The sequence below is a fragment of the Acidipila rosea genome (genome assembly GCF_004339725.1).
Classification (GTDB): domain Bacteria; phylum Acidobacteriota; class Terriglobia; order Terriglobales; family Acidobacteriaceae; genus Acidipila; species Acidipila rosea.
The window spans coordinates 392725-405222 of sequence record NZ_SMGK01000002.1 but is presented as its reverse complement, the minus strand read 5'-3'; the positions used below and the strand labels follow the sequence as shown (position 1 = coordinate 405222).

Here is a 12498-nt window from a genome sequence, read left to right as displayed (position 1 = left end):
CTAATCTCCTGAGATTGATCGGAGCGCCTGCGCCGGGTCTGCCGCCACCTGGCTGGAACCGACGAGTAGCGGCGTTCGGAGAGCGGATACCGGGTTGACCGGCATACCGAAGGCCCGTATGCAGTTTCTCCCGCTGAGTTTGGCCTCTGCCAGCGCCCGCTCCGCCTCACGAAGCACCACCAGGGGCGAACGCCCTTTGCTCTGAGCCAGGCCGATGCTGGCAGAGATGGTGACTGCGTCGTGCTCCAGCCCAAAGGGGCGGTGCAGAACTGTCTCCTGCAGGCGCTCCGCCATGCTGACAGCGTCTTCCATGGAGCATCCCGGCAGCCCCATCAGGAACTCATCCTCGCCGCATCGTCCTACCATGTCGTAGCTGCGCAGATAGCGCCGAAAGCGCTGCGCCAGATCCTGCAGAATGCGGTCACCGGCGGCATACCCGTATTCGAGATTTACCTGCGAGAAGCCGTCAAGATCCAGCAGGAGGAGGGTTAGAGGCGTCCGCATCCGCTGCACTCTGTCTGTCTCCTGAAACAGCGCACTCAGCAGCGCCTCCCGGTTCAGCAGTCCCGTCAACCGGTCATGCGAGGAATGGAAACGGACTGCTTCCATCTGCAGGTGCAGTTCGGAATAGATCGACTGCACCCGTTCTGCTGTCCGCAGTCGCACCCGCAGGTCAAGTTCGTCCACGGGCTTCAGCAGGAAATCATCCACGCCCGCGTCGCTGGCAGAGCTGATCTCGTCCGGGCCCGCATTCTTGCCCGTCAACATGATCCAGACAGCATTCTTGTGATTGCGCCGGCGAAACTCCGCCACAATATCGGTCGCCGACAGCGACGGAAGGTTCATATCGAGGATCGCGACAGCCGGTGGCCGGGGATCGAGCAGGCGGTGAAGCACGGCGTGACCGTCGTCCAGCGTCTCTACGGGATAGTGCCAGCTTTCGAGGAGATCTCGAAGATGCTCTGTGGCCTCGGGGTCATCGTCTCCGAGGAGGATGACCGGGATGGTGGGTGCAGGGTGGTTCATAATGATTCTCCCACCCTGCTTATCGGCCAAATTGAGTAAAATTTGAACGCTAGCCTCGAAGAATTAGCGAAGATTCCGTCCGGCGCTATGCCGTGCGAGTCCGCTTTCAGGGAAAAAGTTGCTCCCGAGGCAAACTTTTTCTTCCAGCCTGCCATCTAGGTTATTAACGCGACGTAATCTGGCGTGTCGTCCCCTTGGGCCCAAAAGGGCGTGACCATTACGGTCTAGCCTGAGTTCCTTCCGGGATGGTGCTCCGGTGTCTCGATCCTTCTACTACCCAGGAGTGAGCGATGATCCCGACCATTACCACCACACATGCAATCCCGCAAAGTCTGCCGCCGGCTGGCCTTAAAGCCAAGCCCATCAAGAGCTGCAGCTATTGCTTCGAACCACTGGGACTGGCCAGCAGCCTCAGGGAACGGGCGAGCCTTGAACTTAAGCATATTTGCAAGGAGAAGCTGCAGGCGCATCAACCTGCAGTAGGCGTGCCGTTTAATTAGTCCGCCGGCTCCTTTGTTTACGTAGGGGGCGCTTAGCAACATGGGATGAGGCTCAACAGCCTCGTCCCATTTATTTTTGCGCGTCTGGATTCGCTTCTAACTGAAAATCGCCGTCCGGAGACAGTCCGGGACTGCTGTTTCTGATTCCGCTTCACAGTCAAAAAGACCCGGCTCCGGCGTAAAGCTGTCTTGCGAGGTACACCGCACCAGCTTCATCCACGGCCAGCGCACCCGCATGATTCGTGCGAGCGAGATCTGCTCTTCCGCGCTGAGGGAGTCCGAATAAACGGCGGCGTCGAAATATTGCTGCTCGGAAAAAAGCTCGGCGTAGCAGATATTGTCGGCGCGGGTTATGGCAGCTCCTGTTCCCGCCAGTAGCGCCTCCATCCGGTCGAGTGCCGCGGAGGGTTCACCGACGAGGAGCACAGGAGGGTGGAAGGTATCCTTCTGTCCTGAACTTTTCTTCCATTTCATTGGCGGCTCTCAGTTGCTATCGTCCCAATTTACAGGCCGGGTTACAACAGCAGCCGCCACGTGCTTTGGGCCGGGTGAAAGTTAGAGGCCGCATCTCGCGATGTCACTACACCGGATTGTTGATAATGGGAAACACCTCCGGCGGAGTGGCCTCCGAAGGGTGAAAGTGCGCGTAGATTTGTTCTGCAGTCTTACGTGGAACTACCGCCGTTAAAGCTTCCAGCCCTGCGTTCTGCACACTGCGCAGACTGCCGAAGTGCTCCATCAACCGGGTGCGGGTTCGCGCCCCCACACCGGGCACAGCCAGCAGCTCCGAGTCGCGGTCCCGCATCTCCCGCCGCTTGCGGTGATAGGTAATGGCGAAGCGGTGCGACTCATCGCGGATGCGCTGGACGAGGTGCAGGACAGGCGAGCGGCGTTCGAGCACGACCGGCTCGTCCTCCTGCCCGTAGAGGTAGATGAGCTCTTCGCGCTTGGCGATCGACGCAATGGGCTGGGTAGTGATGCCTATCTCTTCAAGCGCCTGGGCCGCGGCATGCAGCTGGCCGAGACCGCCATCGATCAGAATGAGGCTCGGCATCGGCTGCTGCTCTTCGACGATCCGCCTGTAGCGCCGCGTGACAACCTCCCGCATGGAAGCGAAATCGTCTACGCCAGCCACCGTCTTAATCTGAAACTTCCGATAGTCGGACTTCTTCATGGCGCCGTCTTCCCACACGACCATCGACGCGACTGTCTCTGCACCCTGGATGTGGGAGATGTCAAAGCACTCAATCCTGCGCGGCAGCTCCGGCAAGGTGAGCGCCTCCTGCAGGGCGCTTTGAATGGCCCGCTCGCTGGGCTGGAGGACACGGAAGCGCTGATCGTAACTCTGCTTCGCATTCGTTCCAGCCAGGTCGACAAGAGAGCGTTTCTCCCCCCGCTGCGGTACGGCCAGCTCGACGCGTCTCCCGCTGCGCTCTGTCAGCAGGGCAGCGAGCGCTTCCCGGTCGTCAAAGTCGACGGGCACATAGATGCAGCGCGGGACGTATTGCTGGTCAATGTAGAGCTGCTTGAGCAAGGCGGAAAAGAAAGCGCCCGCGTGAAAAGGCTGTGGGCCGGCGGGCGTAGCCTCCGGGTCTGTGGAGAGAATCTCAGGCAGCTCCTCCCAGAAGAATTCGCGCCGGTCCACGATCTTACCGCCTCGCATATGAAAGAGGTTGATGGCCAGCATGCCATTCTCAAAGTGGTAGCCGAAGACATCCGCATCGTCATCGTCGGCGGAGGCGATACGCTGCTTCTCCTGCAGCTGCGCGACGGTATGCAACAGGTCGCGGTACTTGGCGGCCAGTTCATACTGCTCGCTCAGGGCTGCTTCCTGCATCCGGGTTTCAATCGATCTGGCCAGATCGAGCCCGCGTCCTTCGAGGAACATTTGTGCATCGCGAACCGCCTCCCGATAGGCTTCCGGAGTGGTCAGCCCTTCGACGCACGGTCCCTGGCATCGCTTGATGTAGTACTGCAGGCAGGCTCGCGAGTGATAGCGAGAGAGGTCAACCTTGCAGCTCGGAATCAGAAAGCTGCGATGGATCAGCTCGACGATGCGGTGAGCCAGATTGCCGGGAAAGTAGGGGCCGTAGTAGGCGCCGCCGTCTTTGCGAAGTCGCCGCGTCACGAAGACCTTGGGATAGCGGTCGCCCAGGGTCAGTTTGACGTAGGGGTAGGTCTTGTCATCGCGCAGCAGAATGTTGAAGCGAGGCTTGCGCTGCTTGATCAGGTTGTTTTCGAGCGCCAGAGCCTCTTGCTCGTTGTCGACGAGGATGTAATCCACATCGACCGCCTCCCGCATCAGCGATCCCGTCTTGGCATTGGCCTGGGAGGCTTCCAGCAGGTACGAGCGCACCCGGGAGCGCAGGTTCTTCGCCTTACCGACGTAGATGATCTCCTCGTCGGCATTCTTGTAAAGATAGACGCCAGGCCCAGTGGGAAGCGTACGGATTTTTTCCTGAAGATCCATGCGGAGGTGCTACCTGATTAGATTACGGTGTCGCCGAAAGGAATGAAAATCGCCTCGTTTCATGAAAGGGAAACCCGGCCCGAATTGCATGAAACAGGTAAAAGATACTCTGTCGGCCACCTCGCAGCCAGGATTCTGCCTGTGGTTTATGATGCAAGTCTCACATATGATTACGCTTAATTCCTGGTAACCCTTTGGCAGTGGTGTTGCATCCATACCAGTGGGCTAGCGTGTCTGCAGCTTAGGCGGCTGACCAAATTATCCCGCACGGCAATTGACCGTCGGGAACTGAACGGAGTTCTTTAGGACAATGACGAATCGACTTCAAATGGTTTCAGCATTTGGTGCGCTCTCCCTGCTTCTCGCAAGTGGTTGCTCAACGAAAAACTACGTCCGCAGCCAGACAGCTCCGGTGGTCGAGAAGACAAATGAACTCGACGACGCAACGGCGAAAAATACTCGTGATTTGCAGAATGTTGACCAGCGCGCGCAGCAGGGAATCGGCAAGGCACAAAACAGCGCGAATCAGGCGCAGCAGTCCGCCCAGTCTGCCAGCCAATCCGCTTCGCAGGCGCAGCAGTCAGCACAGGAGGCGGTCAATCGCGCGGATGCGCTTTCCAGCCTGGTCGCCAATCTCGACAACTATAAGCAGGTCGCCGATGCTTCTGTGAACTTCGGCTTCGACAAGGCCAACCTGACCAAGGCAGATAAGGCTCAACTGGATCAGTTTGCCAGCCAGTTGAATGGGCAGAAGGGCTACATCCTTGAGGTAACCGGCGGAACAGACTCCACCGGCTCGGCCAGCTACAACTATGACCTCAGCCAGCGCCGCGCTCAATCGGTCGTTCAGTATCTGGCGTCGAAGTACAACGTCCCGGCACACAGGTTCTATCTGATCGGAATTGGAAAAGATCAGGAAGTGGCTTCAAACAAGACTGCTGCCGGCCGCGCAAAGAACCGTCGCGTTGAGATCCAGCTGCTCTCCAACAGCACAGGAGCCGAGCCCACTGCGCCGCAATCGGGTAACGCAACGATGCCGAAGGATGGGCAGGTCACGCAGTAGCCTCCGGGTAGCTTCCAGAGGAGACGAAGCCGGGCTCTTGAGCTCGGCTTCGTCGCGTTGGTTTACATTGCGAGATGCTTCACATGCTCTTCGCGAACATCTTCCGCCGTAAAGAGTGCGAGGAATGGCGCTCCTTCGAGTGCTGCTTCGACCGCCGGACGGCCTCCAGCCTCTTTGCGCTCGACCAGACAAACAGCGCCGATCACCTTCATGCCTGACTGTTTCGCGGCCTCAATGGCGTTGATGGTAGAAGCGCCCGTGGTGCATACGTCATCGACGATGACTACTTCTGCTCCTTCTTCGAAGAAACCCTCGATGCGGCGTCCTGTCCCATGCGCCTTCTCGGCTTTGCGCACGAGGAAGCCGTGAATCAGCGGAGATCCGTGATGCTCCTGCGCATACCAGGCGCTGGCGGTAGCAACGTTGGAGACAACCGGGTCGGCGCCCATGGTCAACCCGCCTACCGCTGCCGGTTTGAGCTTGTGCTGGTGCAGCAGGTCAAGAACCGCCATACCCGTCAACCGGCCGCCTTCTGCATGCAGCGTGGTGGTGCGGCAGTCGATGTAGTAGTCGCTGGTCCCGCCGGAAGAAAGCTTGAAGCTTCCCAGCTTGAAGGAAATTCGAGAAAGCAACTGCAGCAGAGAAGTGCGATAGTCGGCTTTTGTCATAAATTAGCCTTTCAGTTTTCCAAGGTGTCTGAATCCGTCCGTCTGGATGAGAATGCCGGCGAACAAAGTGAAGTTATAGGCGGCGTGAACGACCGCGCTGGCAGCCAGAGAGTCCGTCAGCAGCCGCACCACGCAGAGAACTACGCTGACCCCGCCTATCAGCAGCAGCGGGCCCCATGCGCCTGAAACCTGGCCCGCATGGAGCATCGCGAAGGGGAGACTGGTAAGCAGGATCGACACCGGAATTCCCACCCAGTTGAGGGTGGAGCGAGAGATGTCGTCTTTATGCATCAGCCAGCGGAAGGTATTCACAAAGCCCGGCAGCAGGAAGCCACGGAAGGCCAGCTCCTCAAGCAGCGGCGCGGCTGTGATACCGAAGACGAGCATGAGCCACGCGCCTCCGGGCGACTTCATCATGTCCATCAGGATAGGAGGATCTTTCGGCATTGGCAGGTAATTGCCGATAATCGTGTTGCCGAATCCCACGAGCAGGCCAATCACAACAAGGCTTAGAAATCTTCGCTGCGCCTGCTGGCCATTCCAGTGGATGCCGATGGAGAACGGCTCGCGCCACAGAAGGCGAAAGAGCAGGACCGTCACCAGGCCCACCAGCAGGTAGGCGAGGGCCTGCGCCGGAATGCCGAGGCGCGCATCGCTCGCCATGACGTGCACAAGATGGCTGTAGCTCTTGTGTCTGTAGACAGGAAGCGCATGCGCTATGACAAGGCTGAGATATTGTCCTGCGGCGAGCAGCGGCAGGGCTACCAGAAAAAAGAGAGCTGCATGCCCGAAGTGAGGCTTCTCCTGCAGCGCAGGGGCAGGTGGTCCTGGTTCTGCCCAGTCGTACATGGGACCGTCGCTCATTGCACCGTTACTTTCTTTGACGTTCTTCTCGCCCGGGGAGCAGCGCTCTCTGCGGTCACCGTTGCAGCGGCATAATAGCGGCGCAGAAACTCGCCCGTATAAGAGCCAGCCACGCCTGCTACCTGCTCCGGCGTGCCCTCGGCGATGATGCGGCCGCCATCTTCTCCGCCTTCCGGACCAAGGTCGATAACCCAGTCGGCGTTGCGGATCACGTCCAGGTTGTGCTCGATGATAAGCACGGTGTTGCCAAGATCAGTCAGCCGGTGCAGTACCTCAAGCAGCTTCCGCACGTCGTCGAAATGCAGGCCGGTGGTCGGCTCGTCCAGCAGATAGAGCGTGCGTCCCGTCTGCCGCTTGGACAACTCGCGAGCAAGCTTCATACGCTGGGCCTCACCGCCTGAAAGAGTGGTGGCGGCCTGCCCCAGGTGAATGTATCCCAGACCTACATCGACAAGGGTCTGCAGCTTCTGCCGAACCGAAGGAATATCGGCGAGCACCGGCAGGGCATCTTCGATTGACAGTTCGAGCACATCGGAGATGGAGTAGCCGTTGAACTTGACCGACAGCGTTTCCTGGTTGTAGCGGCGTCCGTTGCAAATCTCGCAGAGCACATAGACGTCAGGCAGGAAGTTCATCTCAATGCGTCGCTGACCTTCGCCCTGGCAGGCTTCGCATCGCCCACCGGAAACATTGAAGGAGAAGCGGCCGGGCTTGTAGCCGCGTTCACGCGCCTCCGGCAGCATCGCGAAGAGGTCGCGGATAGCAGTGAAAACGCCGGTATAGGTCGCCGGATTCGAGCGCGGCGTACGGCCGATGGGCGACTGGTCTATGCGGATCGCTTTATCGATCTGGTCGAAGCCCGTGATGCGGGTATGTTCGCCAGGCTCTTCGCGCGAGCCATAGAGCTCCTTTGCCAGCGCCCGGTAAAGGATGTCGTTGACCAGCGTGCTCTTGCCGGAGCCAGAGACACCGGTCACTACCGTCATCACGCCGATTGGAAACTGGGCGCTGACATTCTGCAGGTTGTGGCTGCGCGCGCTTTCCACTGTGATCCACTTGCCGGTGAGCGTGCGCGGGGCGATCCTGTGCAGAATGGTCGCTTCGCCGGAGAGATAGCGGCCGGTCAGCGATCCACTAACGCGCATGATCTCTTCGGGTGTACCCTCAGCGACGACATGGCCGCCCAGCTTGCCTGCGCCCGGGCCCAGATCAAGGACATAGTCGGCGCGGCGAATCGTATCTTCGTCGTGTTCGACTACCAGGACCGTGTTGCCAAGGTCGCGCAGCGCTTCCAATGCTTCGATCAGGCGAAGATTGTCGCGCTGGTGCAGACCGATCGAGGGCTCATCGAGCACATAGAGGACGCCGCGCAGCCGCGAGCCGATCTGCGTCGCGAGACGGATGCGCTGGCCCTCGCCGCCCGAGAGCGTCGCTGCATTGCGTTCGAGGGCAAGATAGCCGAGGCCGACAGCGACCAGAAATTCGAGTCGCTCGGCAATCTCCTTCCGCAGCCGCTCCGCGATACGCGACTCGCGCTCGGTGAAGTGCAAATCCCGGGCAGCGGTCAGTGCGCGCCGCAAGGGCAGAGCCGTAAAATCCGCAATCGACAGGCCATTGATCTTGACGGCGAGCGACTCCGGCCTTAGTCGTCTGCCCTTGCACGCCGTGCAGGTCGAGGCCGACATGTAGTTCATCATCCACTCGCGATAGGCATCGGAGCTGGATTCCTCAAGAGCATCGCGCAGATAGGCGAGGATACCGTGAAAGCCTGTGCGCGGAGCCTCGCCCTTGGGAGGGCCCTGCAGCAGGAGATCCTGGTGCTTTTGCGGCAGCTGTTCGAAGGGCTTCTTGAGGTCAATCTTGTATTTCTGCGCCGCCAGATGGATGAGCTTGAGCAGATATTGCGACGCTGATCCGGGTCCGAGCGCGCCGTCGAGCAGCGGCTTGGACCAGTCGGTGATCACTTTGGCAGGGTCAAAGTCATAGATGCTTCCCAGGCCGTGGCACTCCGGGCAGGCGCCGTAGTTTGAATTGAAGGAGAAGCTGCGCGGCTCCAGCTTGGGAATGTCCAGCCCGCAGTCCGGGCATGCCATTGAGGAGGAGTAAAGCTGATCGTCCTTGCCCGCGACGCCAATCACCACCAGGCCATTCGCCATCTGGAGCGAGCGTGTGACGGCCTCCTGCAGACGCTTTTCCACGCCCGGCTTCAATACGACGCGGTCGACCACTGCTTCAATGGTGTGATTCTTACGCTTTTCGAGCACCGGAGGATCAGCCAGGTCGCGCAGTTCGCCATCGACCCGGGCGCGGAAGCCCTGCTGGTCGAGCTCGTCGAGCAGATCCTTGAATTCGCCTTTGCGGCCTCGAACAACCGGCGCAAAGATGGTCACGCGTTCCCCTGGCGCCAGCATGAGGATGCGCTCGACAATCTGCTCCGCCGACTGGCGGGAGATCGGCAATCCGCATTTAGGGCAGTGCGGTACGCCAACGGAGGCATAGAGAAGACGCAGGTAATCGTAGATTTCGGTAATGGTGCCAACCGTGGAACGCGGGCTGCGGCTGGTGGTCTTCTGTTCGATGGAGATGGCCGGGCTGAGGCCTTCGATCGAATCTACGTCCGGACGTTCGATTTGATCTAAGAATTGGCGTGCATATGCCGATAAGGTCTCCACGTAGCGGCGCTGGCCCTCGGCGTAGATGGTGTCGAAGGCGAGCGAAGACTTGCCCGAGCCGGAGAGTCCGGTGACAACGGTGAGGGTGTTGCGCGGAATCTGCACGTTGATGTCGCGCAGATTATGCTGACGGGCGCCGCGGACGGTGATGTGAGTGATCGGCATTTAGGGCGTGACAGTCTGCGGGCGCGCTCGGCGCGAACAAAAGTGGTCTTGGTATCGCAAATTCGGGAAACTAGCTTATAGGTATCTTATTTGGCAATAGAAACAAGGGTCAATGGACGACATAGTCTGCGAGAATTACATCGTATTGACAAGTGCAACAAAGCGCTTGCAGTGACGGCAGATAAAAGAAGGGTTCATGCAGGATTTCATTAGTTTGTTGATGTTGATATGCGCGTCGCTGGCAGCGCTTGCCTTCGGAGTGCTATCTGCCTACGCTGTCTGTCGCGCCGCCTTTGCCGGACTGCGAGTGCATGCACGGTCAGTTGCGCAACCGGCGCCGAAACCTCAGGCTGCAGGTCTTTCCTAGCAGGCGACTCATGCCTGGCAGGCTGCATCCACTTCATTTGATGTCACGCCTCGCGCAACGTTAGTTCCAGCGCCTGGCGTGCGCGCAGCGCTACAGCTTCCGGTGAGAACCGTGCGACGCTGGCTTGCACCTCATCCGCGGGCGGCAGGCAGGATGGTTCATCGATCGTCCGCTGCATAAGCGCTGTCAACGTCTCAATATCCCCAACTGGATAAAGCCAGCCATTCCTCCCGGGTTGGATGATCTCCGCCGGTCCCGATTCGCAGTCGCTGCTGATGCACGGCAGTCCTCGCGCCATGGCCTCGACCAGCACCATGCCGAAGCCCTCATAGGAGGACGTCATCACCAGCACTGTGCCCGCGCCGGCAGCCTTCCAGGGCTCGGCCTGCCATCCAAGCCACTCAACCCGGCTGTCGAGATTCAGTTCCCGGGCCAGTTTGCGCAGACGCAGTCCATCCTCGCGATGCGAATCCGGCGCACTCCCGATAATTTTTGCCGTGAACGCTCCTCGCAGACCTGCCAGCGCATGCAGCAGATCGTTGACCCGCTTCTGATCATCCCAGGTGAGCCGCCCAACGTAGAGAAATTGCGGAACCAGCGGCCGCGGTATCGCCGCGCGGCTTTCCATATGGATTGCGTTGTAGATGGTAAAGACCCTGGCGCTGCTTGCCGGCAGCATCGCTTTGATGTCAGTAGCGATGCCATTGCTGATGGCTAGGTGGCAGTCCGCCAGCCCGAGCCGTTCTTTCATGCGGAGTTTCGCTACAGGAAAGTGAATCCACGAAGCAATTACCATCTTTCGATTGCCCGTCAGCCGGCGTGCCAGCCGCGCCATCTGCAGGGTCGTCACATCTGCGGCAATCACCGCATCCGGCCGCCATCTGCTGAGCTCCATCGCCGGACGCAGGGCGTATTTAGCCAGGCGCAGCACCTTCGGATCTTTGGGGCTACCGATGGCGGTGTGCGGAAGCTGGCGCAGCCACTCCTCATTTACGGATCCCCCCAGCAGGAAGAGGCGGCACTCATCACCGGTGGCATCGAAACCGTGGATCAGATTCGTGATGGCAGCTTCCATGCCGCCAAAACCCGAAACCGTCGGACAAAATACGGCAATTCTCATCCTTTTCCTGTCTTTCAATTCTGTGCTCGCCGGAGCTGTCTTCCGCTACGAGATGCTGAGAAGGTTTCCAGCAGAGCCCGCCGCAGCTTCTACTCTTTCATAACTTGAGCCTTGCAGCCGCCTTCGCGCGGGCTGGCCATGCTCAAGTAGATATCTTTTTGATCTACCCATCGCTGGCCGTAAACGTCTATCCTGATAGCGGACAAAGCGCTCTTATGGCAAGAAAAGCAACGCTAGCCGCGATTCTCTGTCTTGCGGCCTCTACCCAGCTGCTGCAATCTCAGTCGGCAGCGGTGCAGGCGACGCCTACAACGCCAGGGCATACGGATGTTGTTGTCCCGGCGGGAACTAAAGTACTGCTTGCGCTCAAGAGCGGCGTAAACACAAAGACGGCGCAGGCCGGAGACGGTGTCTATCTGGCTTCCACTTTCCCGGTTGTGGTGAACGGCAGGGTGGCGATTCCGGCTGGAATCTATGTGCAGGGCGTTATCGACAGGGTGGTGCGCCCCGGGCACATCAAGGGACGCGCCCAGGTGGGAATGCACTTCACGACAATGATTTTTCCCAATGGCTCAGTTGTAACGATTCCGGCGATCGTCAACACACTGCCGGGATCGGATGGACCGAAGGTCAAGGACGGAGAGGGCACGATCGAGCAGGCTGGCAATAAAGGACGTGACGCTGCGGCGATTGCCCAAAGCGCGGAAACGGGCGCCGGGGTAGGCGCCATCGGCGGAGCTGTCGCAGGCCGTCCGCTTCAGGGACTGGCCTATGGCGCGCTTGCAGGCGGAGCCGCAGGCTTGATCTATACACTCTTTACCCGGGGCAACGATCTGAATCTAGAGGCCGGGCAGACGATCGAGATGGTGCTGCAGAGGCCGCTGACGCTGGAGGAGTCCAACCTTACCGGTCCTGACCGGGCCGGCGCCAATGTGATCCCTACTGCGCAGCAGCCGATGCCCAAGCCAAAGCAGCATATTTTGTGTCCGATGGGAGGACTTGGCTGCTCATGATCAGCAGTGAAGACGAAATTCAACCGGCGACAGAACCAGCTCCGCAGCAGGACGGAGCCACTCGCTTATGGGTTCGCGACCTCCTGCTTTCTATCATTGCTTCCTTCTTTATCATCACCTTTCTCTACCAGCCGGTGAAGGTGGAAGGCACCAGCATGCAGCCTGAACTTCGCGATCAGGACCGGCTGTTTATCAACAAATTCGCCTATCACTTTGAAAAAATCTCGCGAGGCGACGTGGTGGTGTTCTTTTATCCGCGCGATCCGCGCAAGAGCTATATCAAGCGCGTGGTCGGCCTGCCGGGAGACGATCTGCGGATCGACAACGGGCATGTCTACGTGAATGGAGCGCGCATCCCGGAGCCGTATGTTCCGGAGCGCTATCAGGACACGCGTTCGATGGCGGAGACCGTGATCCCGCCTCATGAGTATTTCGTCATGGGCGATCACCGCTCCATATCGAGCGACAGCCGCGACTTTGGCCCGGTCGAGCGATCCCTGATCTATGGCCGCGCAGCGCTTGTCTACTGGCCGGAGAACAGCATCGAAGTCGTCCGCTGAGGCTGACGGT

General features: G+C 59.4%; 11 protein-coding genes. 4 read left to right on the top strand and 7 right to left on the bottom strand.

Annotation, left to right across the window (positions count from 1 at the left end):
* On the bottom strand, positions 1–1026 hold the full coding sequence (locus tag C7378_RS06770; protein ID WP_131993789.1) for a GGDEF domain-containing protein: 1026 nt from the start codon (positions 1024–1026) through the stop codon (positions 1–3).
* A gap of 290 nt (positions 1027–1316) precedes the next feature.
* Here C7378_RS06770 and C7378_RS06765 point away from each other — a divergent pair, with 290 nt between their 5' ends.
* A complete protein-coding gene (locus C7378_RS06765) occupies positions 1317–1526 on the top strand; it encodes a hypothetical protein (protein ID WP_131993786.1) in 210 nt (69 codons plus the stop codon).
* Between the two features lie 96 nt (positions 1527–1622).
* Here C7378_RS06765 and C7378_RS06760 read toward each other — a convergent pair whose 3' ends face one another.
* Together C7378_RS06760 and uvrC are read right to left on the bottom strand one after the other, a co-directional pair.
* A complete protein-coding gene (locus C7378_RS06760; protein WP_131993783.1) occupies positions 1623–2000 on the bottom strand; it encodes a hypothetical protein in 378 nt (125 codons plus the stop codon).
* A 106-nt stretch (positions 2001–2106) separates the two neighbouring features.
* Positions 2107–3996, bottom strand: a complete 1890-nt coding sequence (uvrC, locus tag C7378_RS06755; protein WP_131993780.1) for an excinuclease ABC subunit UvrC — start codon at positions 3994–3996, stop codon at positions 2107–2109.
* Between the two features lie 310 nt (positions 3997–4306).
* On the opposite strand from uvrC, the gene C7378_RS06750 reads away from it, so the two are divergent.
* Entirely contained in the window at positions 4307–5059 is a 753-nt protein-coding gene (locus C7378_RS06750) for an OmpA family protein (RefSeq protein WP_131993777.1), read from the top strand.
* Between the two features lie 62 nt (positions 5060–5121).
* Here the strand turns inward: C7378_RS06750 and pyrE are convergent, their stop codons facing one another.
* The 4 genes from pyrE to C7378_RS06730 all read right to left on the bottom strand — a co-directional run bounded on the left by pyrE (position 5122) and on the right by C7378_RS06730 (position 10915).
* Positions 5122–5727: an orotate phosphoribosyltransferase gene (gene pyrE, locus C7378_RS06745; protein WP_131993774.1), complete on the bottom strand. Its 606-nt coding sequence runs from the start codon at positions 5725–5727 to the stop codon at positions 5122–5124.
* A 3-nt stretch (positions 5728–5730) separates the two neighbouring features.
* Positions 5731–6591, bottom strand: coding sequence for a CPBP family intramembrane glutamic endopeptidase (locus tag C7378_RS06740; protein ID WP_131993771.1), 861 nt, complete (start codon positions 6589–6591; stop codon positions 5731–5733).
* Complete coding sequence (gene uvrA, locus C7378_RS06735) at positions 6588–9428, bottom strand: excinuclease ABC subunit UvrA (protein ID WP_131993768.1); 2841 nt, start codon at positions 9426–9428, stop codon at positions 6588–6590. The genes C7378_RS06740 and uvrA overlap by 4 nt, the downstream gene beginning before the upstream one ends.
* A 410-nt stretch (positions 9429–9838) precedes the next feature.
* The gene (locus C7378_RS06730) at positions 9839–10915 is read right to left on the bottom strand and encodes a glycosyltransferase (RefSeq protein ID WP_131993765.1); all 1077 of its coding nucleotides are present in this window, start codon (positions 10913–10915) and stop codon (positions 9839–9841) included.
* 215 nt (positions 10916–11130) lie between these two features.
* Between C7378_RS06730 and C7378_RS06725 the strand changes: the two genes are divergently transcribed.
* A complete protein-coding gene (locus C7378_RS06725) occupies positions 11131–11928 on the top strand; it encodes a TraB/TrbI/VirB10 family type IV secretion system protein (protein WP_131993761.1) in 798 nt (265 codons plus the stop codon).
* Entirely contained in the window at positions 11925–12488 is a 564-nt protein-coding gene (gene lepB / locus C7378_RS06720; RefSeq protein WP_131993758.1) for a signal peptidase I, read from the top strand. The genes C7378_RS06725 and lepB overlap by 4 nt, the downstream gene beginning before the upstream one ends.
* Positions 12489–12498 lie beyond the last annotated feature (10 nt).

Coding starts and splice junctions, on each gene's coding strand:
- lepB (WP_131993758.1), top strand. CDS start 11,925: ATGATCAGCAGTGAAGACGAAATTCAACCGGCGACAGAACCAGCTCCG.
- C7378_RS06750 (WP_131993777.1), top strand. CDS start 4,307: ATGACGAATCGACTTCAAATGGTTTCAGCATTTGGTGCGCTCTCCCTG.
- pyrE (WP_131993774.1), bottom strand. CDS start 5,727: ATGACAAAAGCCGACTATCGCACTTCTCTGCTGCAGTTGCTTTCTCGA.
- C7378_RS06725 (WP_131993761.1), top strand. CDS start 11,131: ATGGCAAGAAAAGCAACGCTAGCCGCGATTCTCTGTCTTGCGGCCTCT.
- uvrC (WP_131993780.1), bottom strand. CDS start 3,996: ATGGATCTTCAGGAAAAAATCCGTACGCTTCCCACTGGGCCTGGCGTC.
- C7378_RS06770 (WP_131993789.1), bottom strand. CDS start 1,026: ATGAACCACCCTGCACCCACCATCCCGGTCATCCTCCTCGGAGACGAT.
- uvrA (WP_131993768.1), bottom strand. CDS start 9,428: ATGCCGATCACTCACATCACCGTCCGCGGCGCCCGTCAGCATAATCTG.
- C7378_RS06730 (WP_131993765.1), bottom strand. CDS start 10,915: ATGAGAATTGCCGTATTTTGTCCGACGGTTTCGGGTTTTGGCGGCATG.
- C7378_RS06760 (WP_131993783.1), bottom strand. CDS start 2,000: ATGAAATGGAAGAAAAGTTCAGGACAGAAGGATACCTTCCACCCTCCT.
- C7378_RS06740 (WP_131993771.1), bottom strand. CDS start 6,591: ATGAGCGACGGTCCCATGTACGACTGGGCAGAACCAGGACCACCTGCC.
- C7378_RS06765 (WP_131993786.1), top strand. CDS start 1,317: ATGATCCCGACCATTACCACCACACATGCAATCCCGCAAAGTCTGCCG.